The sequence below is a fragment of the Uniformispora flossi genome (genome assembly GCF_049534875.1).
Taxonomy (GTDB): Bacteria; Actinomycetota; Actinomycetes; order Streptomycetales; family Streptomycetaceae; genus Yinghuangia; species Yinghuangia aomiensis.
In genome coordinates this window covers 447138-472104 of record NZ_JBMULZ010000004.1, presented here as the reverse complement: position 1 = coordinate 472104, position 24967 = coordinate 447138, and the positions used below count along the sequence as shown (strand labels likewise).

General features: G+C 70.9%; 28 protein-coding genes and 1 riboswitch. Of the genes, 17 read left to right on the top strand and 11 right to left on the bottom strand.

The features are described 5' to 3' along the window. Nucleotides 1–5 precede the first annotated feature (5 nt). The 3 genes from nagA to ACPA54_RS11990 are packed head-to-tail and all read right to left on the bottom strand — an operon-like array spanning nucleotide 6 to nucleotide 3153. The gene (gene nagA, locus ACPA54_RS12000; protein ID WP_423528792.1) at nucleotides 6–1241 is read right to left on the bottom strand and encodes an N-acetylglucosamine-6-phosphate deacetylase; all 1236 of its coding nucleotides are present in this window, start codon (nucleotides 1239–1241) and stop codon (nucleotides 6–8) included. Continuing rightward, entirely contained in the window at nucleotides 1238–2203 is a 966-nt protein-coding gene (locus ACPA54_RS11995; RefSeq protein WP_423528790.1) for an ROK family protein, read from the bottom strand. Before ACPA54_RS11995 ends, nagA begins: the two co-directional genes overlap by 4 nt. After that, nucleotides 2200–3153 (bottom strand): SIS domain-containing protein, encoded by a 954-nt coding sequence (locus ACPA54_RS11990; RefSeq protein ID WP_423528788.1) that lies wholly within the window; start codon nucleotides 3151–3153, stop codon nucleotides 2200–2202. The genes ACPA54_RS11995 and ACPA54_RS11990 overlap by 4 nt, the downstream gene beginning before the upstream one ends. Nucleotides 3154–3389: 236 nt before the next feature. Between ACPA54_RS11990 and ACPA54_RS11985 the strand changes: the two genes are divergently transcribed. From ACPA54_RS11985 to ACPA54_RS11970, 4 genes are all read left to right on the top strand, one after another. Next, entirely contained in the window at nucleotides 3390–4175 is a 786-nt protein-coding gene (locus ACPA54_RS11985; protein ID WP_423528786.1) for a DeoR/GlpR family DNA-binding transcription regulator, read from the top strand. 415 nt (nucleotides 4176–4590) lie between these two features. Next, nucleotides 4591–5904: an extracellular solute-binding protein gene (locus tag ACPA54_RS11980; RefSeq protein WP_423528784.1), complete on the top strand. Its 1314-nt coding sequence runs from the start codon at nucleotides 4591–4593 to the stop codon at nucleotides 5902–5904. A 129-nt stretch (nucleotides 5905–6033) separates the two neighbouring features. Continuing rightward, nucleotides 6034–6993, top strand: a complete 960-nt coding sequence (locus tag ACPA54_RS11975) for a carbohydrate ABC transporter permease (RefSeq protein ID WP_423528782.1) — start codon at nucleotides 6034–6036, stop codon at nucleotides 6991–6993. Between the two features lies 1 nt (nucleotide 6994). Next, nucleotides 6995–7882, top strand: coding sequence for a carbohydrate ABC transporter permease (locus ACPA54_RS11970; RefSeq protein ID WP_423528780.1), 888 nt, complete (start codon nucleotides 6995–6997; stop codon nucleotides 7880–7882). Nucleotides 7883–7973: 91 nt separating this feature from the next. Here ACPA54_RS11970 and ACPA54_RS11965 read toward each other — a convergent pair whose 3' ends face one another. Continuing rightward, nucleotides 7974–8552 carry a TetR/AcrR family transcriptional regulator gene (locus ACPA54_RS11965; RefSeq protein ID WP_423528778.1) on the bottom strand — a complete coding sequence of 193 codons (579 nt, stop codon included), beginning with the start codon at nucleotides 8550–8552 and terminating at the stop codon, nucleotides 7974–7976. Nucleotides 8553–8642: 90 nt separating this feature from the next. Here ACPA54_RS11965 and ACPA54_RS11960 point away from each other — a divergent pair, with 90 nt between their 5' ends. Together ACPA54_RS11960 and ACPA54_RS11955 are read left to right on the top strand one after the other, a co-directional pair. Next, nucleotides 8643–9089, top strand: a complete 447-nt coding sequence (locus ACPA54_RS11960) for an anthrone oxygenase family protein (protein WP_423528776.1) — start codon at nucleotides 8643–8645, stop codon at nucleotides 9087–9089. A 106-nt stretch (nucleotides 9090–9195) separates the two neighbouring features. Further along, nucleotides 9196–9621, top strand: coding sequence for a DUF4267 domain-containing protein (locus ACPA54_RS11955; RefSeq protein WP_423528774.1), 426 nt, complete (start codon nucleotides 9196–9198; stop codon nucleotides 9619–9621). A gap of 96 nt (nucleotides 9622–9717) precedes the next feature. On the opposite strand, the gene ACPA54_RS11950 is transcribed toward ACPA54_RS11955, so the two are convergent. Next, nucleotides 9718–9849: a DUF397 domain-containing protein gene (locus ACPA54_RS11950; RefSeq protein ID WP_423528772.1), complete on the bottom strand. Its 132-nt coding sequence runs from the start codon at nucleotides 9847–9849 to the stop codon at nucleotides 9718–9720. Beyond that, nucleotides 9806–10720, bottom strand: coding sequence for a helix-turn-helix domain-containing protein (locus tag ACPA54_RS11945; protein WP_423529009.1), 915 nt, complete (start codon nucleotides 10718–10720; stop codon nucleotides 9806–9808). Before ACPA54_RS11945 ends, ACPA54_RS11950 begins: the two co-directional genes overlap by 44 nt. A 245-nt stretch (nucleotides 10721–10965) precedes the next feature. On the opposite strand from ACPA54_RS11945, the gene ACPA54_RS11940 reads away from it, so the two are divergent. From ACPA54_RS11940 to ACPA54_RS11930, 3 genes are all read left to right on the top strand, one after another. Beyond that, on the top strand, nucleotides 10966–11094 hold the full coding sequence (locus ACPA54_RS11940; protein WP_423528771.1) for a hypothetical protein: 129 nt from the start codon (nucleotides 10966–10968) through the stop codon (nucleotides 11092–11094). Beyond that, entirely contained in the window at nucleotides 11091–11414 is a 324-nt protein-coding gene (locus ACPA54_RS11935) for a hypothetical protein (protein ID WP_423528770.1), read from the top strand. Before ACPA54_RS11940 ends, ACPA54_RS11935 begins: the two co-directional genes overlap by 4 nt. A 419-nt stretch (nucleotides 11415–11833) precedes the next feature. Beyond that, nucleotides 11834–13378, top strand: coding sequence for an ABC transporter substrate-binding protein (locus ACPA54_RS11930; RefSeq protein WP_423528768.1), 1545 nt, complete (start codon nucleotides 11834–11836; stop codon nucleotides 13376–13378). Between the two features lie 78 nt (nucleotides 13379–13456). Here ACPA54_RS11930 and ACPA54_RS11925 read toward each other — a convergent pair whose 3' ends face one another. Next, nucleotides 13457–13798 (bottom strand): cupin domain-containing protein, encoded by a 342-nt coding sequence (locus ACPA54_RS11925; RefSeq protein ID WP_345677088.1) that lies wholly within the window; start codon nucleotides 13796–13798, stop codon nucleotides 13457–13459. A 255-nt stretch (nucleotides 13799–14053) separates the two neighbouring features. Here ACPA54_RS11925 and ACPA54_RS11920 point away from each other — a divergent pair, with 255 nt between their 5' ends. The 3 genes from ACPA54_RS11920 to otsB are packed head-to-tail and all read left to right on the top strand — an operon-like array spanning nucleotide 14054 to nucleotide 16026. After that, the gene (locus ACPA54_RS11920; protein ID WP_423528765.1) at nucleotides 14054–14452 is read left to right on the top strand and encodes a DUF3263 domain-containing protein; all 399 of its coding nucleotides are present in this window, start codon (nucleotides 14054–14056) and stop codon (nucleotides 14450–14452) included. Nucleotides 14453–14480: 28 nt separating this feature from the next. After that, nucleotides 14481–15188 (top strand): LytR C-terminal domain-containing protein, encoded by a 708-nt coding sequence (locus ACPA54_RS11915; RefSeq protein WP_423528763.1) that lies wholly within the window; start codon nucleotides 14481–14483, stop codon nucleotides 15186–15188. Between the two features lie 10 nt (nucleotides 15189–15198). Further along, on the top strand, nucleotides 15199–16026 hold the full coding sequence (gene otsB / locus ACPA54_RS11910) for a trehalose-phosphatase (protein ID WP_423528761.1): 828 nt from the start codon (nucleotides 15199–15201) through the stop codon (nucleotides 16024–16026). A gap of 83 nt (nucleotides 16027–16109) precedes the next feature. Here otsB and ACPA54_RS11905 read toward each other — a convergent pair whose 3' ends face one another. Together ACPA54_RS11905 and ACPA54_RS11900 are read right to left on the bottom strand one after the other, a co-directional pair. Further along, a complete protein-coding gene (locus tag ACPA54_RS11905) occupies nucleotides 16110–17552 on the bottom strand; it encodes an alpha,alpha-trehalose-phosphate synthase (UDP-forming) (RefSeq protein WP_423528760.1) in 1443 nt (480 codons plus the stop codon). A gap of 97 nt (nucleotides 17553–17649) precedes the next feature. Next, a complete protein-coding gene (locus ACPA54_RS11900; protein ID WP_423528758.1) occupies nucleotides 17650–18633 on the bottom strand; it encodes a glucosyl-3-phosphoglycerate synthase in 984 nt (327 codons plus the stop codon). Nucleotides 18634–18822: 189 nt separating this feature from the next. Next, nucleotides 18823–18963, top strand: a riboswitch (SAM riboswitch). 13 nt (nucleotides 18964–18976) lie between these two features. On the opposite strand from ACPA54_RS11900, the gene thrC reads away from it, so the two are divergent. The 4 genes from thrC (at nucleotide 18977) to groL (ending at nucleotide 23257) form a co-directional block, all read left to right on the top strand. Continuing rightward, nucleotides 18977–20251, top strand: a complete 1275-nt coding sequence (gene thrC / locus ACPA54_RS11895) for a threonine synthase (protein ID WP_423528756.1) — start codon at nucleotides 18977–18979, stop codon at nucleotides 20249–20251. 39 nt (nucleotides 20252–20290) lie between these two features. Continuing rightward, entirely contained in the window at nucleotides 20291–20569 is a 279-nt protein-coding gene (locus ACPA54_RS11890; RefSeq protein ID WP_345677080.1) for a ubiquitin-like small modifier protein 1, read from the top strand. Nucleotides 20570–21080: 511 nt separating this feature from the next. Beyond that, nucleotides 21081–21284 carry a cold-shock protein gene (locus tag ACPA54_RS11885; protein ID WP_018386095.1) on the top strand — a complete coding sequence of 68 codons (204 nt, stop codon included), beginning with the start codon at nucleotides 21081–21083 and terminating at the stop codon, nucleotides 21282–21284. Nucleotides 21285–21631: 347 nt separating this feature from the next. Beyond that, nucleotides 21632–23257 (top strand): chaperonin GroEL, encoded by a 1626-nt coding sequence (gene groL, locus ACPA54_RS11880; RefSeq protein WP_345677079.1) that lies wholly within the window; start codon nucleotides 21632–21634, stop codon nucleotides 23255–23257. Nucleotides 23258–23362: 105 nt separating this feature from the next. On the opposite strand, the gene ACPA54_RS11875 is transcribed toward groL, so the two are convergent. After that, a complete protein-coding gene (locus tag ACPA54_RS11875; protein ID WP_423528754.1) occupies nucleotides 23363–23740 on the bottom strand; it encodes a hypothetical protein in 378 nt (125 codons plus the stop codon). Between the two features lie 132 nt (nucleotides 23741–23872). Between ACPA54_RS11875 and ACPA54_RS11870 the strand changes: the two genes are divergently transcribed. Next, entirely contained in the window at nucleotides 23873–24160 is a 288-nt protein-coding gene (locus ACPA54_RS11870; protein ID WP_423528752.1) for a DUF4031 domain-containing protein, read from the top strand. Between the two features lie 14 nt (nucleotides 24161–24174). Here ACPA54_RS11870 and ACPA54_RS11865 read toward each other — a convergent pair whose 3' ends face one another. Then, nucleotides 24175–24813 carry an HD domain-containing protein gene (locus ACPA54_RS11865; RefSeq protein WP_423529007.1) on the bottom strand — a complete coding sequence of 213 codons (639 nt, stop codon included), beginning with the start codon at nucleotides 24811–24813 and terminating at the stop codon, nucleotides 24175–24177. Nucleotides 24814–24967: the final 154 nt, after the last annotated feature.

Genomic DNA, 24967 nt, shown 5'->3' with positions numbered 1-24967 from the left:
CGCCCTCACCGCCCGTCCGGCCGGATCCGGCGCGGCGGCGCCTCCCCGACCCAGCGCCCGCCCCACAGCACCCCGGCGACCCGCAGATCGGCGTCCAGCACCACCAGGTCGGCCCGCAGGCCGGGGGCGATCGCGCCGACCCGGTCGCCGAGGCCGAGCGCCCGCGCGGGCGTCGTGCTCAGTGCCCGGACGGCGTCGGTGATCGGCAGATGGTTGTCGCGCACCGCGGTACGCAGCGCCCGGTCCAGCGTGAGCGTGCTGCCCGCGATCGAGTCCCCGTCCGCGAGCCGCGCTATCCCGCCCTCGACCCGCGCGGTCATCGGCCCGAGCGGATACACGCCGTCCGGCATGCCCGCGGCGCCCATCGCGTCGGTGATGAACGCGACCCGCTCGGCGCCCGCCGCGGCGAACGCGAGGTTCACCGTGCCCGGATGCAGGTGCACGCCGTCGTTGATGAGCTCGACGACAACGTCGCTGTCCTGGAGCAGCGCGGTGACCGGGCCCGGCTCGCGGTGGTGGACGCTGCGCATCGCGTTGAACAGGTGCGTCGCCACCGAGGCCCCGGCGCCGATCGCCGCCTGCGTCTCGCGGTGCGTGCCGTCGGTGTGCCCGACCGCGGCCAGCACGCCGCCGTCCACGAGCTGCCGCACGAGGTCGACGCCGCCCGCGAGTTCGGGAGCGAGCGTGACCATCCGCACGGTGCCGCGGCCGGCCCTGAGGAGCGCGTCGACTTCGCCGCGGTCGGGTTCGCGCAGCAGGTCCGGATCGTGCGCGCCGCACCGTGCGCGGCTCAGGTAGGGGCCCTCCAGGTGGATTCCGGTCAGCACGCCGTCCTCGACGAGGCCCGCCAACGCGTCCACGGAACGCAGGAGTTCCTCGTGCGAGGCGGTGACCAACGAAGCCATCGTCGTGGTGGTGCCGTGCGCGCGGTGGAACGCCGCGACGCGCAGTGCCTGCCCAGGGTCGCCGGACATGTACGACGCCCCGCCGCCGCCGTGCACGTGCATGTCGACGAAGCCGGGCACCAGCCAGTGCCCGGAGAGGTCGTGCACGGCGTCCCCGGCGGCCGGTTCGACAGGTCCGACGGGTCCGACAGGTTCGACGGGTCCGACGGGTTCGACGGGTTCGGCAGTCGGCCCGGCGCTTTCGATCAGGCCGTCCGCGACGACGATTTCGCCGTTCTCCAGCACGCCGGACGGCAGCACGACGCGGGCTCCGCGGAGCCGGGTGCGGCGCCTCACCGGAGGCCCTCGGCCAAGTCCCAGGCCAGCAGCGCCGCGCCGTGGCAGCCGGCGTCGTCGCCGAGCGCGGCGGCCTCGATGCGCGGCACGTGCTGGACGGTCGCGCGTTCCGCGAGGGCCGCGCGCAGCGGCTCGAAAAGCGTGTCGCGGGCGCGGGAGAGACCGCCGCCGACGACCACCAGCCGCGTGTCGAGCAGCGCGAGCGCGATCAGCAGGCCGTCGGCGAGCGCGGAGACCGCCTCGTCCCAGACCCGGGCGGCCACCGGGTCGCCCGCGCCGACCCGGGCGGCGACTTCGGCCGCGGTGGCATGCGAGCCGGGCACGGCCTCGGCGTACATGCGGGCCACCGCGGGGCCGGAGATGACGGTTTCCAGGCAGCCGCGCGCGCCGCAGCCGCACGGCGTGCCGCCGGGCCGCACGACGATGTGGCCGATTTCGCCGGCGCGGCCCTGGGCGCCCGCGTACGGCTTGCCGTCGAGCACGAACGCGCCCGCGACGCCGGTGCCGAGCGGCAGGAACAGGAAGTTGTCGCAGCCCTTCGCGGCGCCGAGCCGGCTTTCCGCGAGCCCGCCCGCGCGGACGTCGTGGTCGAACGCGACCGGCAGGCCCAGGCGTTCCGCGACCAGGTCGCGCAGCGGCAGGTCGCGGAAACCGAGGTTCGTGGAATACACGGCAGTGCCGGTGGCGGCGTCGACGATGCCCGGCACCACGACGCCCGCGGCGACCGGGTCGAGGCCGCGTTCGAGCGCGGTGCGGCGCAGGTCGTCGGCGAAGCCGATGATGCGCTCGGTCACCGCGGCGGGGCCGCCTTCGCGGCCGGTGGGGCGGCGTTCGGTGTGCACGAACGTGCCGTCGGCGCCGACGAGTCCGCCCTTGACGACGGTGCCGCCGACGTCGAGGGCGACCACGCAGTCGGCCGGGAAGCCGGGCGTGGGGAGGGGGTCCGGGTGTGCGTGCGTCACTGCTGCTCCTGGCCGAGGATCACCGAGCGGGTGAGGTTGCGCGGTCGGTCCGGGTCGAGGCCGCGGGCGTAGGCGACGGCCGCGGCGAGGCGCTGGATGCGCACCAGGTCGGCCATCGGGTCGCGGTCCGGTGCGGTGACGAGGCGGCCGCCGGTGGCCGCGACGTCGGCGGCGAGGCCGTCCGGGACGGCGCCCAGCACCCAGGTCACGCGGCCCGGCGCGGCGATGCTGATCGGGCCGTGGCGGTACTCCATGGCCGGGTAGTGCTCGGTCCACGCGGTCGCGGCTTCGCGCATCTTGAGGGCGGCTTCGGCGGCGAGGCCGACCGTCCAGCCGGTGCCGAGGAAGGTGAACTGCTCGGCGGCGACCAGGTCGGCGGGGAGGTCTTCGGCCAGCGCGTCCGCCGCGTCGCGGACCGCCGCGGCCAGGTCCTCGCCGAGGTGGGCGCGCAGCAGCGCGAGCGCGGTGGTGGCGAACCGGGTCTGCACGACGGACTCTTCGTCGGCCCAGTCGAGCATCACCAGGTGCCGGGCGGCACCGACGACGGGGGTGCCGGGGGATCCGGTGATCGCGGTGGCGGGCACGTCGGGGGAGGTGGCGCGCAGGCGGGCGAGCAGGTCGAGGCATTCGGTGGTGGTGCCGGAGCGGGTGAGCACGACGATCCGGTCGTAGGCGCGGCCGTAGGGGAACTCGGACGCGGCGAACGCGTCCGTCCAGCCGTGCCCGGCGCGTTCGCGCAGCTCGGCGTAGGCCTGCGCGACGAACCACGAGGTGCCGCAGCCGGCTATCGCGACGCGTTCGCCCGGCCGCGGGAGTGCGGCGGCGAGGTCCGCCGGCGGTTCCGCGGCGAGCTGCGCGGCCCGCGCCCACAGCCCGGGCTGGGTGGCGATCTCGGCGAGGGTGTGGCCCGCGCCGAGGGAAGGGCCGCCCGTTCCGTCGTTCGCCGTCATGCGCGTGTCCTCCCGGGGCTGCGGAGCGGTCTCGACCTTGTGGCGTGAAACGAGCGGTCCGAGCCGAGGTCGGCAGGGGTGTTCTGCTCGAATGTGCTCATTGAATAGCAGTTGAAAGCACAAATCTGCAAGAACGCCATAGGCTGGCGCGTGCGGAGCGCGCCGGACCGCGGCGCCCGCCGCACAGCCGGGCCGCCCGACGCGGCAGGATGTCGTCGACAAGTGGGAGGTGCGGCGTGAGTCGCTATGAGCGTTGGGGCGCGCTCCTGGAGCTGCTGGCGAAGGAAGGCCGCCTGGACGTCGACGAGGCCGCCGGCGTCCTCGACGTGTCCGCGGCGACGATCCGCCGCGACCTCGACCAGCTCGCCCAGCAGCAGATGCTCACCCGCACGCGTGGCGGCGCGGTCGCGCACTCCGTCTCGTACGACCTTCCGCTGCGCTACAAGACCGCGCGCCGGGCCTCCGAGAAGCAGCGGATCGCGGTGGCCGCGGCCGGCCTCGTGCAGCCCGGGCAGACCGTCGGCCTCAACGGCGGCACCACGATGACCGAGGTCGCGCGGGCCCTGGTGACCCGCGCCGACCTGCACGCCGAGGGCGAAGCGACGACGCTGACCGTGGTGACGAACGCGCTGAACATCGCGGGCGAACTCGCCGTCCGCCGGCACGTGAAGATCGTGGTCACCGGGGGTGTCGCGCGCCCGCAGTCCTACGAGCTGATCGGCCCGCTGGCCACCGGCATCCTGCGCGAAGTCGCTCTGGACGTCGCGATGCTCGGCGTCGACGCGGTGGACGTGGAGCACGGCGCGAGCGCCCACCACGAGGGCGAGGCGAGCATCAACCAGCTGATGGCCGCGGGCGCCGACCGGGTGATCGTGGCCGCCGACTCGTCCAAGCTCGGCCGCCGCGCGTTCGCGCGCATTTGCGCGGTCGACGCCATCGACACCCTGGTGACCGACGCCGCCGCGTCGGACGCGCTGATCGCCCGGTTCCAGGACGCCGGCGTCCGCGTGCTGCGCGTCTGACCCGCCACCGCACCGCCACCACACCGCCGCCGCACCACCACCGCACCACCTCCGACCCGCCGCGGGCGCGGAGTTGATCCGCATCCGGGTCGCGGCCGATCCGCCGTCGCCCAATCGTTACTGATCCAATTCCGGGCGGAGCCGCCCCTTTTGCCGGTCCATGTACGGGTTCGGCGCGCATTGCCGCGCATCTTCGCCCAATTGATCATTCCAATCCGGGAATTGGTGTAGACCTTTCGCGGGCCGGGGTGTTGACTCGATACCGGTGGAGTCCCAAGATGCTCGTCACTGCTTGAACGTTTGCACAGTGGTCCCTTTGCAAGCACTTATGCGCACGTGCAAGCACACGGCTCCGCTTTTTGCCGGAGCCGGCCACGGCACCAGTCGTGATCTCCGGTGAAAAGGTGGATTCAGGGTGAAGCGGAAGCTCATGGCGGCGGCGGCAATCGGCCTGTCCGCGACGATGATGCTCACGGCGTGCGGCAGCAGCGGCGACGACAAGACGGACGACACCAACGCGTCCGCGCCGGGCGGGGGCGGCGGCAGCGCCCCCAAGGACGGCACGATCAAGCTCGTCGTGGCCGACTACGGCAGCGGCGACGGCAGCACGCAGAAGTACTGGAACGGTGTGATCGGGAATTTCAACGCGAAATACCCGGGGATCAAGGTCGACCTCCAGGTGATCAACTGGGACGACATCGACAAGCAAGTCCAGACCATGGTCCAGAACAACCAGTTGCCGGACATCCTGCAGACCGGCGGATATGCGGACAAGGTCGCGGACGACCTGCTCTACCCGGTCGACGAAGTCATGTCGGACACCACCCGCGCCGACTTCATCGACTCGTTCCTGCCGGCGGCCACGGTCAACGGAAAGCAGTACGGAATTCCGTTCACCTCCAGCACCCGCCAGCTGATCTACAACAAGGACCTCTTCGCCAAGGCCGGCATCGCCGAGCCGCCGAAGACCTGGGACGAACTCAAGGCCGACGCCGAGAAGCTCAAGGCGGCCGGCGTCGCCACCCCCTTCGGCCTGCCGCTCGGCAAGGAGGAGGCCCAGGGCGAGTTCATGAACTGGATGCTCGGCAACGGCGGCGGCTACAAGACCGGTGACAAGTACACGGTCAACAGCCAGGCCAACGTCGACACCATGACGTGGATCAACGACAACCTCGTCAAGACCGGCCTCACCGAGCCCAACCCGGGCACCAAGGACCGCAAAGAGGTCTACACGGACTTCTACGGCGGCAACGTCGGCATGGTGAACAGCAACCCGACGATGCTGACCCAGATCAAGTCCAAGTACCCGAACCTCAACTACGGCACCGCGGCCATCCCGGGCAAGACCGACCCGCTCACCGAGACCCTCGGCGTCTGCGACTGGGTCATGGCGTTCAAGAAGAACGGCAAGAAGGACCAGATCAAGGCCTTCCTCGACGTCGCCTTCAACACCGAGAACTCCCTGAAGTTCCAGCAGGAGAACTCGTTCGCGCCGGTCACCAAGTCGGTCATGGCCAAGATGGTCGCCGACCCGGCCAACGCCCCGCTCAAGCCGTACATCGACCTGCTGCCCAAGGCGAAGTTCTACCCGCTGAACGACACCGCGTGGGACGTCCTCTCGCCGAAGATCAAGGAGCAGCTCGGCCTCGCCGTCTCCGGCAAGTCGCCGAAGGACGTCCTGGACCAGCTCCAGAAGGAAGCCGAAGCCGCCGTCCAGCAGCAGAAGTAGCCGCCGCGACGTCCGAATACCGGCCTGCCGGACCCTGACCGGGGCCGCCGCCCACCCCCCGCCGCCCGGACCGCGGCGGGACGGCGGCGGCCCCGGCCGACCACCCTCCGACCGAGGGAGGAGACCACCGTGCGCGAGACCGCGCCACCGTCCCCGCCGCAGGACGCCTCCGCGGCGGACCGGGCGGCCGCCCGATCCCGCCGCCCCCTGCCCGTCCGGCTGCGCCGGGCGCTCGGCCCCGTCCCGTGGATCGCCCCCGCGGTCCTGCTCATCGTGCTCGTCGTGCTGTGGCCCGTGTACGAGATGGTGCGCAGTTCGTTCCTGCGCATCCGCCGCAGCGGCGTCGTCAAAGGCTCCAACGGCACCGACAACTACAAAAAGCTGTTCGACGAACCCGACTTCACCCACGTGCTGTGGAACACCGTCATGTGGGTGGTCGTCGTGGTCGGCGTCACCGTCATCCTGTCGCTGGCCCTCGCCCAACTGTTCAACCAGCACTTCCCCGGCCGCCGGGTCGCCCGCTGGGCGCTCATCGTGCCGTGGGCCGCGTCGGTCTTCATGACCGCGCTGGTGTTCCGCTGGATGCTGCACCACAGCTACGGCGTGATGAACACCCTGCTGGTCGACCTGCACATCATCGACCAGGGCAAGGACTGGCTCGGGAAACCGGCCACCGCGTTCCCGTGGATGATGGGCGTCGCGGTGTTCGTGTCCCTGCCGTTCACCACGTACACGCTGCTCGCCGGACTCCAGACCGTCCCCGCCGAGGTGTACGAAGCCGCGCGCGTGGACGGCGCCTCCAAGTGGCGCACCTACCTGTCCGTGACGCTGCCGCTGCTGCGCCCGGCGATCCTCGTCGCCGTCGTCATCAACCTCATCAACGTCTTCAACTCGTTCCCCATCATCTGGGCGATGACCGGCGGCGGTCCCGGCTACGAGACCGACACCACGACGACGTTCATGTACAAGCTCAAAGCGGCCGACATCGGCGAAAGCGCCGCGCTGTCGGTGGTGAACTTCGGGATCCTCATCGTCCTGGTGCTGGTCTACCTCGGGGTCAACCGCTGGACGACCAAGGAGGCGGACTGACATGGCGGACACCGTCGTCGCCGAGGACGTGCGCGTCGAACCGCCGGCCGCCCCCGTCCGGCCGCGCCGCCGTTCCCCCGGGTACCGCAAGTGGCTGGTCGCCATAGCCGCGTGGGCGATCGCGCTGCTGTTCCTCTTCCCGTACGTGGAAATGTTCCTCGGCGCGCTGCGCCCCAGTGAGGAACTCACCGAACCCGGCTACCTGCCCTCGAAGTTCGAGTGGTCGAACTTCGTGAACGTGTGGCGCGACTCCCAGCTCGGCCACAACCTCCAGGTGTCGCTGCTCGTCGCCGCACTGTCCACCGTGGTGGTCATTGCGGTGGCGCTGCCCGCCGCGTACTACACGGCCCGGCACCGCTACCGCGGACGCGGCGCCTTCCTGATGCTCGTGCTGGTGACCCAGATGTTCCAGCCGACGTCGCTGGTGGTCGGCCTGTACCGGGAGTTCTACAACGCGGACCTGCTCGACTCGGTGTGGGCGCTGGTCATCGTGAACGGCGCGTTCAACCTGGCGTTCGCCGTGTGGATCCTCACCGCGTACTTCGCGTCGATCCCCGTCGAACTGGAAGAGGCCGCGATGATCGACGGCGCGTCGCGCTTCGGCGCGCTGCGCCGGGTCACGCTGCCGCTGGCCATGCCCGGCATCGTGACCGCGGTGATCTTCGCGTTCATCACCGCGTGGAACGAGTTCGTGGTCGCGCTGACCTTGATCACCACCCCGGAGAAGCAGCCGCTGACCGTCGGCATCAACAGCTTCCTCGGCGCGTACGAGGTGCAGTGGCAGTACATGTTCGCCGGTTCGCTGGTGGCGATCATCCCGGTTGTGGTGCTCTTCGCCTACATCGAACGCCACGTGGTGTCGGGGCTGACGGCGGGGTCGATCAAGTAACGGACTGCCGCCCACCGTCCGGGCGGCGAAAACGGGCCGGACGAGGCGCGCCCCCGAAGCGCCTCGCCCGGCCGGGGCTTGTGCCCGGGCGTCAGAGCACGGCGAGCCGGTCCACCAGCAGCTCCACCCGGGGCTCCGCGTAATCCGGCAGCAGGCGGTTGGTGCGGGTCAGGGTGGCGAGGCCGTGCAGGGACGCCCAGAACGTCTCGGTGAACAGCCCCGGGTCGACGCCGTCCCCGGCGACCTCGGCGAGGCTCTCCATGAGCGCGGCGAACGCGTCTTTCAACGGTGCCGGGGTGTCCTCCCGCGCGTAGGCCAGGCCGCCGTCGAGCTGGAAGATGGCGTCGTAGACCGCCGGGTTGCGTGCGGCGAAGTCGAGGTAGGCGCGGGCCAGCGCGGCGACCCGGGCGCGCGGGCCGTCCGCGGCCGAGGTCGCGGCACGCAGGGCCGCGGCCAGTTCGGTGGCCCCCTCCAAGGCGACGGCGCCGATGATCTCGCGCTTGCCGCGGAAGTGGCTGTAGAGGACCGGCTGGCTGTACTCGATGCGCTCGGCGAGCCGGCGGGTCGTGACGGCGTCCCAGCCCTGCTGCTCGGCGAGTTCGCGGGCGGTGGCCACGATGAGGCGCTCGCGCTCGGCCCGCTCGCGCTCCTTGCGTTCCTGTACTGACATGCTTCGAATCTAGCAGTGATAGACAATCGAGCGCCAGCAATGCTAGCGTTGCCCCATCACCTAGCAGCGCTAGATTCCAGAGGGGTCCCCATGCTCGCCACGCTCCAAGTCGTCACCGTCGTCGTCGTCGGCCTGATGGTGGGGGTGGAGTTCTGTGTCGCCTTCATCACGAAGCGCATCCTGGACGCGCTTCCCGGCGACGCCGGCCAGCTCGGCCACGCCCACGGCGGCCGGATGCTCGGCGCCCTCATGCCGTTCTGGTACATAGGCTCGGTCGTCCTCAGCGCGATCTGGGCCGTCGCCGCATGGGGCGATCACGGCACCGGGCTCGTGGTCACCGCCGCCGGTCTCTTGGTCCTCAGCGTGGTCATGTCGGTGCTGCTGCTCGTGCCGATCAACAACCGGAACAAGACCTGGACCCCCGAGAACCGGCCCGCTGACTGGCAGGGGCAGCTGAACCGCTGGGAGCGCTACCACTACGGCCGCGTCGCCGTCATCATCGCCGCGTTCACCTTGCTGGTCGCCGCCCTCGTCTGACCCGGAAGCCGCTCCGGCAAGCGCCGGTTCAGTCATCCGCCGAGCCGACGAAGCCCCGCAGAAGACCTGTTCGACGACCGTACGACGCCCCGCAGGGAGAAGAACAATGTCGCTGAAGAAGATCAACACGGTCCTCGCCGCCACTTTCGTCCTCTTCATCCTGTGGTTCGGGACGGAGTACATCGTGAATCCGCAGTCGGTGGCGCCGGGCTACGGCGTGCCGGACTGGCCGTCCGGCGACGGCGGCGGCTTCCTGGTCGTCAAGGGGATCCGCGACGTCGTCATGGCCCTGGGCCTGGGCGCCCTGCTGGTGACGGGGCAGCGCCGGGCGCTGGGCTGGGTGATGGTGGTGGAGGCCTTCGCCGCCTATGGAGACATGGCCAACGTGCTCACCCACCACGGCTCCGTGGCCACCGCGCTCGGCGTGCACTGCCTGACCGCGACGCTGATGGTGGTCAACGGCCTGCTGATCATGCGCGAGACCCGCGCGGTCGCGGCCGCGCCGGCGACGCGTGCCGCGCAGCCCGCCTGAGTCCGTGTCGGCGAGTCCAGGCAGCCCCGGACAGGTCGGAAAACCGGAAGCCCCGGCCGGAACACTCCGACCGGGGCTGTCCGGGCTCTTCGTGCGTCAGTTCGTCGCGGACTTCAGGGAGTCCGTGAGCGACGCCCAGGAGGACGCCGAGACGGCAAGCGACCCCCGCGCCGGGTCCTTGCTGTCACGGACGGGGACGACACCGGGGGAGCCGTCGGCTACCTCCACGCAGTTGCCGCCGGCTTGGTTGCTGTAGCTGCTCTTGCGCCATGCGAGGGATCCGAGGCGGGGGCGGGACACGTCCACGGCTGAAGTCCTCCATTGCTGATGCGATCAAGTCGAGCGACATGATCGGGGGTAGGGCAAGTGCCCGAAGCTGATCGTAAGTGGTCTGGTAGTGAGCGACGTCCGCGGCGTCTTCGACGAGTCGGCCGTAGTCGGCGCCTTCCGTGTACGCAGCCGGGGGGTCGTCCCCGGGCAGGGTCAGCAGCGTCAACGATCCGCCCATAGCCGCGTGTTCGCCCTGGTCGAAACACAACACCTGAATGGTGATTCGGGGATCGTCGGCCGCTTCTCGAAGCCGGGCAAGCTGTCGCCGCATGACATCAAGCCCACCGACAGGGCGACGGATCACCGCTTCGTCCAAGACGATCCCCAGCTTTGGCGCATCCGCCTTCCGGAGCCGTTCCTGACGGGCCATCCGCAGCATGAGCTGTTCCGCAAGTTGCTCCTCGCTCGTCCAGGAGGGCCACACGCGGAGCAACGCGCTTGCGTACTCCTCGGTTTGAAGCAGACCCGGCACAGTGTGAGCCGCGTACTCGCGGATGAATGACGCGTACCCGGCTCGATCCATGAACTCCTGTGACCAGTCCGGGAACGCCTGCTTGATCAGGTGCTCCCACAGATCCACGAGCCATCCGTCGGCGCCCAGGGTGTCGTCCAGGGCTTGGGCCAGTTCCCGGGTCGGCCGGTGCCCCCGCGCTCGTTCGATCTGCGTGATCCGCGTGCTGTGGACGCGGACTTCCTCGCCCAACTTCTCCTGTGTCCAGCCGCGCGCCTCGCGCAGCAGCCGCACGCGGCGCCCGAACAACGCGGCCAACGAGTCGACCGGTTTCACGTTTGGCACGAATTCCCCCTCGGCCAAGATCATTTCCCCTGAAACCTCCACGTTTCAGGAAGGCATGCCTTACGAGACTAGCCGCGCTGCGCCACCGTCGAGATACACACGGTGACAGTGCGGTTGACGGATTGGACGGCAGGTAGGGCATGGGCGAGACGAGCAGGCGCCGGTATCCCGCAGGTCCGGCGACCGGGACGGCGCGTGACCTTCACGCGGCGTTTCGGATGGCCGGATTCGAACTCCCGGAAATCGAGCCCCGGTTGCTCGCCGACGGGTCGGTGGGCGTCGACGTCGGTCCCGTGTCGCTCAACGTCGCCGCGCGGCTCGCCGACTGGATCCGGGAGCGCACGTGAAGGCCGCGGCGTTCGCCTGGGATCGGGACGGCGACATCGTGGTGCTTCAGCCCAGCCAGGTTCGCGCCCGAACCGCCGTGCTCCGCAGGCTCCGCTGCGAGCCGACGCAGCCCCAGCAGACCGGCGCGCCGTTCGCCGTCGGCGACTGGGTCGCGACCCGCGACGGCTTCGTGTACCGCCCGGCGGGCCGGGTGGTCATGGTGGCGAAACCCGCCGGCGGGCCCGATTGGATCCTCCAAGTCCGTCCCGACGGGGACGGGTTCCCCTACCTGATCGAGTCCGCGAAGGTCCGCAGGATTCCGGCACCGAAGCGACGATGACCTCCGGTTGTCCAGAGCCCGCAGGGTAGGCCGCGCGCGAGGGGAACACGCCCGCACCGGGCGGTAGAAAGACCTCACCGCAACGGAGTCCCGCCGGATGGTCGTGTCGCCGCGACCACCCGGTGCTTCGCGTCCGCGGAATCGCACCGGCACCACCGTTGTCGACGGCCTTCCGTCCCAAGGCCCGCGGACAAGCACGGACAGCACGCCGCACCACACACCACTCCGACCGGAAGCGGCCGACCACCCCCCGACGGAAACCGCATCGGCCCCGGATCCGCGTACCACAGCCGCCCGTTGACGCGGGCGTGGCCCATCAGGTGAAGGTTGGCCCTGCATTGACTCGCATTTCGCGCGTACTGCCCCCATTCTCAAGACACGGCCGGGGCGCACGACCGCGCCGCGGGCGGCTCGTCGCGGTGGCCGCGGCCGTCGGCATTCTCGTCAGCGGCTGCGCGTCCGGCGGAGGATCCCCGACGCCGGCGGACACGCCTCGCAGGGGTGGCTCGCTCACCCTGAGCCTGCCGGGCGACGCGGCCAGTTTCGACCCCACGCAGACGATGTTCGCGAACGTCGCCGACGGCCAGCGGCTGGCCGCCGTCTACGACAATCTGCTGTGGACCGATCCGGGCACCGGCACGGTCCAGCCGAAGATCGCCGAAAGTCTCGTACCCGAACGCGAAGGCGCGGCCTGGGTGCTGCGGATCCGGCCGGGCGTGAAGTTCAGCGACGGCACGCCGTACGACGCGGCGGCGGTGGCGGCCAACTGGCAATGGCACAAGCTCCCCGCGAACAAGTCGTTCCAGACGATGGCCGTACTCAACATCAAGGCCCTCGACGTCGATCCCGCCGACCCCCTCGTCCTGCACATCACGTTGGGGCAGGCCAATGCGAACTTCGACCGCATCGTGGCCCGCAACCTGTCCTTCATCGCCGCGCCCAAGACCCTGGACAGCGCCGGGACGGCACGCGACAGGCCGGTCGGCGCGGGGCCGTTCCTGCTCAAGGAATGGACCAAGGGGCCGAAAGGCCGCCAGGTCTACGTCCGCAACCCGGACTACTGGGAGAAGGACAAAGGGCTGCCGTATCTCGACGAACTGATCATCAAGCCGGAACTCGACATCGAGCACGCGGTCAAGGGGCTGGGCACCGACGCGGACCTGACCGTCACCGTCGATCCCAAGAACCTGGCGCTTGCCCGCGACCACGGCCTTGATGTCCAGGAACTGCGGCTCAACGGCGGTGCGATGGTGCTGTTCAACACCGCGACCGGTCCGTTTGCCGACCCACGGGCCCGCCGGGCCGTCGCGCTGGCGTTGAGCGGCTCGGAGATCAACGACAAGTTCTACAAAGGCGCGGGGACTCCGGCCAAGGGCATCTTCAGTTCGTCGTCGCCGCTGGCCAACAACCAGATCGCCGCGCCGGAGAACGACGCCGCACAGGCCGCGCGGTTGTTCGACGAGGTGACCGGCAACGGTGCCAAGCCCTTGGAATTCACCTATGTGACGCCGGCGGCGCCGACCACGGTGGCGGTCGCGAAGTACATGCAGGCCAAGCTCGCTGCCTACCGCGGTGTCTCGATGAGCATCCGGGAGGTCGACGTCCCCACGTACATCGGGACGGTGCGGAAGGGCTCCGGCGCCTGGAACGCCGCGGTCGGACAGCAGTGGATCGACGACCCGGAACCGGGTGTCTACGACGTCCTCAACGCCGCGAGCTTCGCCAACCTGTCCGGCTACAACAGCCCGGCGGTCAACGCGGCGCTGGACGAGGCCCGCCGCACCACCGACACCGCGGCCCGCCGCGACGCGTACACCCGCGTCCAGCTCCAGGTGAACCGGGACATGCCGTTCTGGGTGTACCAGGAGGCGGTCGCCGCGGCCTTGTCGACGTCCAAGGTCGTCGGCCTTCAGCTCTTCAACGACGGGTTGATCCACTGGGACCGCATCGGGCTCAGCGCGTAGCGGTGCCGGAGCGGACGCTGTCGGCTGATGCCACCGTGCCATGCACGGGTGGGACCGGCCGACAGCGTCCGGACTCGGTCAGAGCTGGATGACGTAGGCCTTGCGCAGCGTCTCGTGGATGGTCCAGCGGGTCTTCGCGCCCTCTTCGAGCACGCACGCGTCGCCGGGGCCGACCTCGATCGTCTCGCCGCCCTCGACCTCGATGGTCGCGCGGCCGCTGACCACGACGAACATCTCGTTCGCCTCGGTGTCGGTGACGACGCCCGGGGTGATCTGCCAGATTCCGCGGAGGATCTTGCCGTCCTCGGACTCCCACAGCACCTTGCCGGTGACCTCGGGGGTCCCGGACACGATGAGGGACGGGTCGAGCGGATCGGCTTCGAGTTCCGCGTCGGGGATGTGAACGGCAAAAGTCGACATGTCTGGCGACGATAGTCGGCGCGCGCGACGCGCGGGGCCGCGAACGGGCCGCGCGGTGTCTGGACTTTGCGCCGTACGTTGACACGCTGTCAGGGCGTGCGGCATTTGCCCCGAACCTCTGCGCAGGCGGGTGAATCGAATGATTTCTCCGACCCGGTGCGGTGGCGGTCCCCGGCTGCGTCGGTGCGGCCCGGCAGAATGGCGCCCGGAAAGACAGGCCTCGGCGGCGAGGCGCGCGAGGCTCGGAGGGGCAGCATGACCGATCGGAACAACGCCGGACAGCCGGCCGCGACCGCCCGCATACCCGGGCTCGACGACGCCGCGGCCGCCCCGCCGCCGTCCGGCCCGGGCCGCCCCGCCGTCCCGGCGCCGTCCCCGGCGCCCACGGAAACGGCCCCGGCCGGCGGTGAGCTGTCGGACCGCGAGCTGGACATCCTCGAATTCGAACGCCAGTGGTGGAAGCACGCGGGCGCCAAGGAACGCGCGGTGCGCGACCGGTTCGGCTGCTCGCCGACCCGCTACTACCAGGCGCTCAACGCCCTGCTCGACCGTCCCGAAGCCCTGCGGCACGACCCGGTCCTGGTCCAGCGGCTGCGCCGGTTGCGCGAAGCGCGGCAGCGGGCCCGGTCGGCGGTGTCCCGGCCCGGGAGCTGACGCCCACTCAGACAGCCGGAGACCGCCCATGCGCCCCCGTCCCGCCCGCCGGAACCGCCGTCGCCCCGCGGACCTCACCGACCCGGGTACGGGATTCCACGGGTTCCCCGGCTTCGGGCAGGACGCCGGGGTGTGGCACCGGCCCGACCACCTCGAGGCCCCCGACGCGGAACCGCCGCCGGGGCCGCTGGAACGCGTCGGCCCGGTCGGGTCGTCGGCGGTCGCGGTGCTGGCGGTGGCCTTGCTGGTCGGCGGCCTTGTCGCCGGGTTCGGCCATGCCCCGGGCGATCCGAGTGCCCGCCTCGGCCCGGGGCCGCCCGCGAGCGCCGTCGCCGCCGCGGGACCCGCGGAGGCACCCGCCGCGGCCACCGCCTCCGCACCGGCTGCCCCGCAGTCCGCGGCGAAGTCCGGCGACGTGGTGGTGCTCGACCAGGGACGCACTCCGACGGCGGCCCGCGCGCTCGTGCAGAAGCTGGGCGGGGGCGGGTGGCGGGTGACCGGCACCGGGGCCTTCCACGGCAACGTCCCGGCGACCACCGCCTATTACCCGACGGGCCAGGAAGCCGCCGCGAAGAAGCTGGCCGCGGCGTTCCCGGAGATCCGCCGGGTCAAGCCCGCGTTCCCCGGGATCTCGCAGACCAAGCTCGTGGTGATCGTGGTCGACACGCAGAATCCGCCGCTCGTTCGGAAGGTGTTGGGCACCGAAGCGCCCCATACGCCGTCAAAAGGTCGCTAGGTTGGAGGCCATGGAGCTGCCCCAACCGACCACGCCCGCCGGCAAAGCCGGGCTGACCGCACTCCTCGACGACCCCTCCGGTGCGGTCGTGGCCCTCGATTTCGACGGCACCCTCGCGCCGATCGTCGACGACCCGGAGGCCGCCCGCGCGGACACCGATGCGGTCCTGGCCCTGTCCCGGCTGTCCCCGCACCTGGACGCCGTGGTGATCGTGACCGGCCGCCCCGCCGCGGTCGCCGTCGCCTACGGCCGGTTCGCCGGCGTCCCCGGACTCGACCGCCTCGTGGTGCTCGGCCACTACGGCCTGGAGCGCTGGGACGCGGTCAGCGGGCGCGTGCACGCGCCCGACGTCCCGCCCGGCGTCGACGCCGTGCGGGCCCTGCTGCCCGGCGTGCTGTCCGGACTCGGCCTGTGGGAGACCACCTGGACCGAGGACAAAGGCAGCGCGCTCGCCGTCCACACGCGCCGCGCCGCCGACCCGCAAGGCGCCCTCGACGCACTTCGCGCCCCGCTCGCCGCGCTCGCGCACGACCACGGCCTGGTCGTCGAACCCGGCCGGTACGTGCTGGAGTTGCGTCCCGCCGGGATGGACAAGGGCCAGGCCCTCACCGCGTTCCTCGCGGAACGCGGCGCGCGCAGCGTGCTGTTCGCCGGTGACGACCTGGGCGACCTGGCCGCGTTCGACGCGGTGGAACGGCTGCGCGGCGAGGGCGTCGCGGGCGTGACGGTGTGCAGCGGCTCCGCGGAGGTGAGCGAACTCGCCGAGCGCGCCGACGTGGTCGTCGACGGACCGCCCGGGGTCGCGGCGCTGCTTGCCGCCCTCGCGGACGCGGTGTAGCGGGCGGCCTGCCCAAGCGGAACCAAGCCCGGGTCCATGCCAGCCCGGGGCCGGCCCAAGCCCGGCCCAAGTCCGGCCCGGGCTCAGCCCAGCGCGTCCAGCTGGTCGAGGAACCACTGCTGTGGGCTCAGCGCGGTCGCCGCCGCGGCGAGCCGCTTGGTGCGTTCGCCGCGTTCCGCGTCGTCCATCGACAGCGCGGTGTGCAGGGCCTCGGTCGTCGCCGTCACATCGAACGGGTTCACCACGACGGCGTCCGCGCCGAGTTCCTCGAATGCGCCCGCCTCGCGGGACAGCACCAGCGCGCAGCCGCGCTCGGACACCACCGGGATCTCCTTGGCGACCAGGTTCATGCCGTCCCGGATCGGGTTCACCAGCGCCACGTCGGCGAGCCGGTACGCCGCCAGCGACCGCGGGAAGTCGTCGTTGACGTGCAGGATCAGCGGCTGCCAGGTGCCGTCCCCGAACTCGTCGTCGATCTCCTTGGCGATCCGCTGCACCGCCGCCGTGTACTCGCGGTACTCCGGCAGGTCGTGCCGCGACGGGTACGCGAACGCGACGTGCACCACGCGCCCGAGCCACTCCGGCCGGGTCCGCAGCAGGTCGCGGTAGGCCAGCAGCCCCCGCACGATGTTCTTCGACAGCTCGGTCCGGTCCACCCGCACGATGACCTTGCGGTCGCCGACCGCCTCGCGCAGCGCGGCCAGCCGCGCCTCGACGTCCGGCCGCGACGCGCGGTCGCGCAGGAATTCGGCGTCCGCGCCGAGCCCGTGCACGCCGATCTCGGTCACCCGGCCGGCGTGCGTGACGGTCATCGCCGCGCGGTCGACGTCGGCGCCGAGCAGTTCCTCGCAGCAGTCCAGGAACGCGCCCGCCCACCGCCGGGTCAGGAATCCCGCGTGGTCCGCGCCGAGGATGCCTTCCAGTACGGCACGCGCGATGTCGTCCGGCAGCAGCCGGAAGTAGTCCGGCGGCGCCCACGGGGTGTGCGAGAAGTGCCCGATCCGCAGGTCGGGCCGCAACGAGCGGAGCATCCGCGGGGTGAGCGTCAGGTGGTAGTCCTGCACGACGACCTGCGCGCCTTCGCTCGCCTCCGCCGCGAGGGCCTCGGCGAACGCCGCGTTGTAGGCCTCGTACGACGCCCACTCCTTGCGGAACCGGCCGTCGAAGACCGGCGTGGTCGCCGTGTCGTACAGCATGTGGTGGATGAACCACAGCGTCGAATTGGCTATGGCGTTGTAGGCCCGCGCGAACGTCCCCGGGTCGATGTCCAGCATGTGGACGGCCAGTCCGCCGGTGTCGTACCCGGCCCGGTCGATCCGCCCGGCCGGCGCTTCCCGCGCCGCGGTGCGGTCCGCCTCCGACAGCGCCGCGCACACCCACACCGCGCCGGTGCCCTGGCCTGCCGCGGAGAGCCCGGACACGAGTCCGCCGCCGCCGCGCCGGACGCTCAGCGAACCGTCGTCCTCGGCGTGGAACGACACCGGACCGCGGTTGGACGCGACAAGGACACGTGCTTGGGCGCTCATGCCTGCAAACCTAGCCATCCGGCCGGTCGGACAAACCCCGGAGCCGTGCCGCGCACCCGGGCGCGACCCGGCACGGCGTCCGGGACTGCCCGCGGGATCAGCCGGCGAGCGCGTCGCGGGCGCGGTACTCCGGGATCGTGATCATCGGGGGCCGTTCGTGCGCGGCCACGTCGTGGCTGGTCACCCGGAACCCCTTCTCGTCGCGTTCGAACTGGGCGAACAGCGTGTTGAGGCCGCCCGCGCCCTTGCGCACCCGGCCGTCGCGGTGCAGCCGCTCCAGCACCGCCTGCCAGATCTCGCCCGCCATCCGGCCGAGCCCGGCTTCGTCCTGGTGGCTGTGCCGCCGCACGCCCACGTCGACCTGCGCCATCGCGTCCAGGCCGACCAGGTTCAGGGTGTCGACGAGCATCGCGGTCTCGATGCCGTAGCCGCACGGGAACGGCAGGCGTTCCAGGAGGTGGCGGCGCACCGCGTACTCGCCGCCGAGCGGCTGCACGAACCCGGCGAGTTCCGGCCAGTACATGTTGAGCAGGGGACGCGCGACCAACTCGGTGACCCGGCCGCCGCCCGCGGGCACCACGGTGTCGCCGATCTCCAGCGGCCGGTCGTACATCGCCTTCACGAGCTGCACGGACGGGTCGGTCAGCAGCGGGCCGAGGATGCCGGACACGAAGTCCGCGGAGAACCCGCGCAGGTCGGCGTCGACGAAGCAGACGAGGTCGCCGGTCGTGGCGAGAAGCGATCGCCACAGCACCTCGCCCTTGCCGCGCACCGCGGGCAGCCGGGGCAGGATCTCGTCGCGGTGCACCACGCGGGCGCCCGCCGCGGCGGCGACGTCGGCAGTGCGGTCGGTGGACCCGGAGTCGACCACGACCAGCTCGTCGACGAGCGGGTGGCGCTCCATCAGCTCGCTGCGGATCGTGCGGACTATCGCCCCGACGGTCGGCTCCTCGTCGAGGGCCGGCAGCACCACGCTGACCCGGATCTGCCCTGCCCGCTTTGCTTCCACCAGCTTCGGGACCGGCCAATCGGCGGCGGTCGAGGACCTCCGGTCCAGCCAGCGGCTCACCTCGGGCAGCACTGTGACGTTCCCCTGTCGCTTCTTGCGCGCATCGTGCGATTCGTGTGTCTATCGTCTCGCGTGGCGGACGGCGATGATCGGCGGGTGGCCGCTTCGGTTACAGTCTTCGTCACGAGGTACGACGATCGCACGTCGACCCGGACAAATGCGGTGCACGAGCCGGTGATACGGCCCACTAGCCCGCCATACAGCTCATCCAGAGGGGCAGAGGGAACGGCCCGTTGAAGCCCCGGCAACCATCCGATCGGTACCCATGTGCATTGCACGCGGGCCTCCCGGCGGACTGGTGCCAAGTCCGTCCCGCGGGAACCCCCGTGGGGAAGATGAGGAGAGAGGCCTCGCCATGGCTACACCCACGATCGATTCCGCCGCCCTGACCTCCGGTGCCTTCGGCCCCGCGGCCGCCTTGTCGTGCCGCGAATGCGGTGAGCGCTACGACCTCGGCCCGATCTTCGCGTGTGCGTTCTGTTTCGGGCCGCTGGAGGTCGCCTACGACTTCTCCGGCGGCGTGACCCGCGAGCAGATCGAAGCCGGTCCGAACAGCATCTGGCGGTACGCGCCGCTGCTGCCCGTGTCCGCGGACGTGGCCTCCCGCCCGAACCTCAACCCGGGCTTCACCAAGCTGGTCGCGGCCCGCAACCTGGGCCGCGAGCTGGGCCTGAAGGACCTGTACGTCAAGGACGACTCGGGCAACCCGACGCACTCGTTCAAGGACCGCGTGGTGGCCATCGCCCTCGAGGCGGCCCGCAACTTCGGCTTCACCACGCTCTCCTGCTCGTCGACCGGGAACCTGGCCGGTGCCGTCGGCGCCGCGGCCGCCCGGGCGGGCCTGCGCTCCTGCGTGTTCATCCCGTCCGACCTGGAGGCCGGCAAGGTCGTCACGGCGGCCGCCTACGGCGGCGAGCTGGTCGCGATCGAGGGCACCTACGACGAGGTCAACCGATTCTGCTCGGAGCTGATCGGCGACCCGGTCGGCGAGGGATGGGGCTTCGTCAACGTCAACCTGCGGCCGTACTACGGCGAGGGCTCCAAGACGCTGGCCTACGAGATCGCCGAGCAGCTCGGCTGGCGGCTGCCCGAGCAGATCGTGATCCCGATCGCGTCCGGCTCGCAGCTCACCAAGATCGACAAGGGCTTCCGCGAGCTGATCAAGCTCGGCCTGGTCGAGGACGCCCCCTACAAGATCTTCGGGGCGCAGGCCGAGGGCTGCTCGCCGGTGTCCGCCGCGTGGAAGGCCGGGCACGACGTGATCCGGCCGGTCAAGCCGGACACCATCGCCAAGTCCCTGGCCATCGGCAACCCGGCGGACGGGCCCTACGTGCTCGACGTGTGCAAGCGGACCGGCGGCGCGGTGGAGGACGTCGACGACACGCAGGTCGTCGACGCGATCAAGCTGCTGGCCCGGACCGAGGGCATCTTCGGCGAGACCGCGGGCGGCGTGACCGTCGGCGTGCTGCGCAAGCTGGTGGAGACCGGGCAGCTGGACCCGGACGCCACGACCGTCGTCCTCAACACCGGCGACGGACTCAAGACCCTGGACGCCATCGAGGGCACGACGGGCGCGACCGCGACCATCCGCCCTTCGCTGGACGCGTTCCGCGCGGCCGGCCTGGCCTGACGCCGCCTCCGTAAGAGCCTCGAAAGGTTGATGACACAGATGAGCGTTTCCGTCCGCATTCCGACGATCCTGCGCACCTACACCGACGGCGCCGCCGAGGTCACCGCCGAGGGCGCGACGCTGGCCGAGGTCGTCGAGTCGCTGGAGAAGAGCTACCCGGGCATCGCGGCGCGCGTGCTCGACGACACCGGCAAGCTGCGCCGGTTCGTGAACGTCTATGTCAACGACGACGACGTGCGTTTCGCGGACGGCCTGCAGACCGCGACGCCGGACGGTGCGAACGTCTCGGTGATCCCGGCCGTCGCGGGCGGTTGTTGATCCCGCAATAAACGAAGTCCGCCGCCCGGTGCACCGGGCGGCGGACTTTTTTCATGATCCCAACCCGAGGCCCGCCAGAGCGCCTTGCGGCGCGCCGCATTCGGAACCGCCGATTCCGTGGAAGGCTGGTGCCGGTGCACTCCGGTACTACCGCATTTTCCGGAGATGTCGCGGCAACCGCCACAGAATCCCGTGGCCGGGATCACACCCGAAATGTCCCGTTCGTCGCATTTATTGCGGAGTGAAATGCGGCTTTCCGTGGCCTACGTCACGCTCTGGGGCTTTTATTCCTCCCGGATTTCTCGTCCGTTTGACCTGTTGCGTCGGGCACGCATCCGGATACATTCAGCCGCGGTCGGACGGTTCCACGTACTGGTTCCTGGTGTGTGGCAACAACTCGCGAACCTGCTTGCCCTGTGCTGACTTCACTCAGTCGGTCAAGAAGTAAGCGAACGACCCGGAGCTGCGGCGCGCAGTTTCCGTGAAAGGGCCAGTAACAGGGGAGTTAGGAATGGCTCAGGGCACCGTCAAGTGGTTCAACGCGGAGAAGGGGTACGGCTTCATCGCGGTCGACGGTGGTGCGGACGTCTTCGTCCACTACAGCGCGATCCAGATGGACGGGTACCGGACGCTTGAGGAAGGACAGCGGGTCGAGTTCGAGATCTCGCAGGGGCAGAAGGGCCCGCAGGCGGACATGGTCCGCGTGACCGGCTGAGCCCGTTCACAGCTCTTCTGAATACTGCTTTTCTTCTTCAGACGTGCCGAAGGCCCGGTCCCCCGTGCAGGGGGGTCCGGGCCTTCGGCGTGCCCGGGGGGCGCCGGAGCGGGCGGGACGGCAGGGGCGGCAGCGCGGCGCGGGCCCTGATACGGCCGGGTCCGCTTGCACTCGACCTACCCGAGTGCTAATCATTGGCGTTAGCACTCTGGATGTGAGAGTGACAAAAGGACCGGGCAGACGAGGTCCGGAGGCCGTGGGGGAAGGATCCCCGCGGAGTCGGGTCGTCCGTCGCGGGCGTCGGCCGGTCCTTCAGCATCCACCCCGTTCTGGGAGGACCTCACCACATGGCCAAGATCATCGCGTTCGACGAAGAGGCGCGTCGCGGCCTTGAGCGCGGGATGAACCAGCTCGCCGACGCCGTCAAGGTCACGCTCGGCCCCAAGGGCCGCAACGTCGTGCTCGAGAAGAAGTGGGGCGCGCCCACCATCACCAACGATGGTGTGAGCATCGCCAAGGAAATCGAGCTGGAAGACCCGTACGAGAAGATCGGCGCCGAGCTGGTCAAGGAGGTCGCGAAGAAGACGGACGACGTCGCCGGTGACGGCACGACGACCGCGACCGTCCTGGCCCAGGCGCTCGTGCGTGAGGGTCTCCGCAACGTCGCCGCCGGCGCCAACCCGATGGCCCTCAAGCGCGGCATCGAGAAGGCCGTCGAGGCCGTCTCCGAGCAGCTGCTCAACCTGGCGAAGGACGTCGAGACCAAGGAGCAGATCGCTTCCACGGCCTCCATCTCCGCCGCCGACCCGCAGATCGGCGAGATGATCGCCGAGGCGATGGACAAGGTCGGCAAGGAAGGCGTCATCACCGTCGAGGAGAGCAACACCTTCGGGCTCGAGCTCGAGCTCACCGAGGGCATGCGCTTCGACAAGGGCTACATCTCGCCCTACTTCTCCACCGACCCGGAGCGTATGGAGGCCGTCCTCGACGACCCGTACATCCTGATCGTCAACAGCAAGATCGCCTCGGTGAAGGACCTCCTCCCGCTGCTGGAGAAGGTCATGCAGAGCGGCAAGCCGCTCGCGATCATCGCCGAGGACGTCGAGGGCGAGGCCCTGGCCACGCTCGTCGTCAACAAGATCCGCGGCACCTTCAAGTCCGTCGCCGTCAAGGCCCCGGGCTTCGGCGACCGCCGCAAGGCCATGCTGGGCGACATCGCCATCCTCACCGGTGGCCAGGTCGTCAGCGAAGAGGTCGGCCTCAAGCTGGAGAACGCGGGCATCGACCTGCTCGGCCGCGCCCGCAAGGTCGTCGTCACCAAGGACGAGACGACGATCGTCGACGGCGCCGGCGACTCGGACCAGGTCGCGGGCCGCGTGAACCAGATCCGCGCGGAGATCGAGCAGTCCGACTCGGACTACGACCGCGAGAAGCTCCAGGAGCGCCTCGCCAAGCTGGCCGGCGGCGTGGCCGTCATCAAGGCCGGCGCGGCCACCGAGGTGGAGCTCAAGGAGCGCAAGCACCGCATCGAGGACGCGGTGCGCAACGCCAAGGCCGCCGTCGAGGAGGGCATCGTCGCCGGTGGTGGCGTGGCCCTGCTCCAGGCGTCCGAGGGTGCGTTCGGCAAGCTCGAGCTGGACGGCGACGAGGCCACCGGTGCCGCGATCGTCAAGCTCGCCGTCGAGGCCCCGCTGAAGCAGATCGCGGTCAACGCCGGCCTTGAGGGCGGCGTTGTCGTGGAGAAGGTGCGCAACCTTCCCTCGGGCCACGGTCTGAACGCCGCGACCGGCGAGTACGTCGACCTGGTCGCGACCGGCATCATCGACCCGGCCAAGGTGACGCGCTCCGCGCTGCAGAACGCGGCCTCCATCGCCGCGCTGTTCCTCACCACCGAGGCCGTCATCGCGGACAAGCCGGAGAAGGGCGGCGCCCCGGCCGGCGGCGCCCCCGACATGGGCGGCATGGACTTCTGATCCGAGGGCCCGGTGACCGGGCCCGCGGACCGGACGGCGGGTATTCGACGCCGAGGTCTCTTCGGAGGGCGGCATCCCCTTGGGGGTGCCGCCCTTCGGCGTTTCCTACTCGGCCGCCGAGAGCCACCCCAGCGGGGCGATCGGAGTCGCCGCCTTCTCGCACATCCACGTCGGGTCTTCGCCCAGTTCGGGTTCCAGGTAGAGCTGGTGGGCGTCTTCCGTGTCGGCGTGGTGGGGGCAGGCGGGCCAGCGGATGCCCGTTTCGTCGAGGGCTTCCTGGACGTCCTGCGCGACGAGTCCGGGGGCGAACTTCGCGCCGTCCGGCCACTCGCGGCACCACCAGCGGCGCCCCGCCACGGCGTCCTCGACGAGGGACACGATGGCCGGGTCGGTGGCGCCGCACGCGGTCAGGTCGCGCAGCACCACCGCGCGGGCTTCGTGAAGGGCGGTTTCGACGGGGTCTTCGATGGGGTCTGCGTCCACCCCTCCATTGTCCGCGGCCGGGGGCGGAGCCGCGGCGGGGGCACGCGGCACGGGCAGGGCCGATCGCGTGGCGGACGTCGTCCCGCCGCGTCCCCCGGGCCTGTCGGCCGCGCCGCGGGGGATGATCGACCCGTGACGGTACTCATCGATCCCCCCACGTGGCCCGGTCACGGCCGCATGTGGTCGCACCTGGTCAGCGACGTCTCCTACGACGAACTGCACGCGTTCGCACGCGCTTTGGGCGCGCCCGAGCGCGGGTTCGACCGGGACCACTACGACGTCCCGGCGGAAATGTACGACCGGGCGATCGCGCTGGGCGCGCAACCGGTCGGCGGCAGGGAACTCGTGGCGCGGCTCAATGCCGCCGGGCTGCGGCGGCGGAAGCGGCGCAACGCGGGCCCGGCGCCGGACGCGCCCTAGACACGCCCTGGCGCTCAGCCCTGCTGCCGGGGGATCCCGCCTTCCAGCCGCTCCAGTTCCGTCCGCAGGTTGCGCCGCGCCGGCTCCTCGTAGCGGGCGTAGCCCATCGGCGTGTGGAACAGCCGTGGCAGCGCCAGCAGATCACGCAGTACCGCGGCGCGCGCGTTGCGGAAGGCCTCCTCCGGGACGAACGCGTACTCGTCCCGGACCGCCGCCGCATAGGCGTCGTAGGTCTCGCGCGGCGTGGCCAGGATCGCGAGGTCCGCGTCGCACAGCACCGCCGCGTTGCGGTCGCCTTCGGACGGGGCGTGCTCGGCGGTGACCCGTACCAGCCGGGCGGTCTCCGCGACCAGCGGCGGGTCGATGCCCGCCTCGGTGAGCGCGCGTTCCGCGAGGCGGGCGCTGCGTTCCTCGTTGTCGGCGCGGGCCGGGTCGTAGACCGCGTCGTGGAACCACGCGGCGAACCGGACCGCGTCCGGGTCGTCGGCGTCCTGGGCGAGTTCGTCGACGAGGTCGAGTACCGCGAGCAGGTGTCCCGTCGCGTGGTAGCGCCGGTGCGCCTGCGAGTACCGGCCGATCAGATCCTCGCCGACGGCGGCGGCCGTCGCGCCGGAGTCCCCGACGAGCCGGGCCCAGCGTTCCTGCAGCGTCATGGTGGCGGTCTCCTGGATGCGTTCCACGGGTTCAGCATGCCAGCCGCCCCCGGCATTTCCCGGGACGCCATGCGGTGCGGCGCCCCGAGCGGAGCATCCCCCGAGACCCGGTCGGCGAATCCGATGATCGTTCCGGGAATGCGGGCGTGACGTC

Bases quoted from the DNA above. Each gene is read 5' to 3' on its own strand.
- ACPA54_RS11990 (WP_423528788.1), bottom strand. From the start codon at position 3,153: ATGACGGCGAACGACGGAACGGGCGGCCCTTCCCTCGGCGCGGGCCAC.
- ACPA54_RS11970 (WP_423528780.1), top strand. From the start codon at position 6,995: ATGGCGGACACCGTCGTCGCCGAGGACGTGCGCGTCGAACCGCCGGCC.
- ACPA54_RS11965 (WP_423528778.1), bottom strand. From the start codon at position 8,552: ATGTCAGTACAGGAACGCAAGGAGCGCGAGCGGGCCGAGCGCGAGCGC.
- ACPA54_RS11960 (WP_423528776.1), top strand. From the start codon at position 8,643: ATGCTCGCCACGCTCCAAGTCGTCACCGTCGTCGTCGTCGGCCTGATG.
- ACPA54_RS11955 (WP_423528774.1), top strand. From the start codon at position 9,196: ATGTCGCTGAAGAAGATCAACACGGTCCTCGCCGCCACTTTCGTCCTC.
- ACPA54_RS11940 (WP_423528771.1), top strand. From the start codon at position 10,966: ATGGCCGGATTCGAACTCCCGGAAATCGAGCCCCGGTTGCTCGCCGAC.
- ACPA54_RS11925 (WP_345677088.1), bottom strand. From the start codon at position 13,798: ATGTCGACTTTTGCCGTTCACATCCCCGACGCGGAACTCGAAGCCGAT.
- ACPA54_RS11920 (WP_423528765.1), top strand. From the start codon at position 14,054: ATGACCGATCGGAACAACGCCGGACAGCCGGCCGCGACCGCCCGCATA.
- ACPA54_RS11915 (WP_423528763.1), top strand. From the start codon at position 14,481: ATGCGCCCCCGTCCCGCCCGCCGGAACCGCCGTCGCCCCGCGGACCTC.
- otsB (WP_423528761.1), top strand. From the start codon at position 15,199: ATGGAGCTGCCCCAACCGACCACGCCCGCCGGCAAAGCCGGGCTGACC.
- ACPA54_RS11905 (WP_423528760.1), bottom strand. From the start codon at position 17,552: ATGAGCGCCCAAGCACGTGTCCTTGTCGCGTCCAACCGCGGTCCGGTG.
- thrC (WP_423528756.1), top strand. From the start codon at position 18,977: ATGGCTACACCCACGATCGATTCCGCCGCCCTGACCTCCGGTGCCTTC.
- ACPA54_RS11890 (WP_345677080.1), top strand. From the start codon at position 20,291: ATGAGCGTTTCCGTCCGCATTCCGACGATCCTGCGCACCTACACCGAC.
- ACPA54_RS11885 (WP_018386095.1), top strand. From the start codon at position 21,081: ATGGCTCAGGGCACCGTCAAGTGGTTCAACGCGGAGAAGGGGTACGGC.
- groL (WP_345677079.1), top strand. From the start codon at position 21,632: ATGGCCAAGATCATCGCGTTCGACGAAGAGGCGCGTCGCGGCCTTGAG.
- ACPA54_RS11865 (WP_423529007.1), bottom strand. From the start codon at position 24,813: ATGACGCTGCAGGAACGCTGGGCCCGGCTCGTCGGGGACTCCGGCGCG.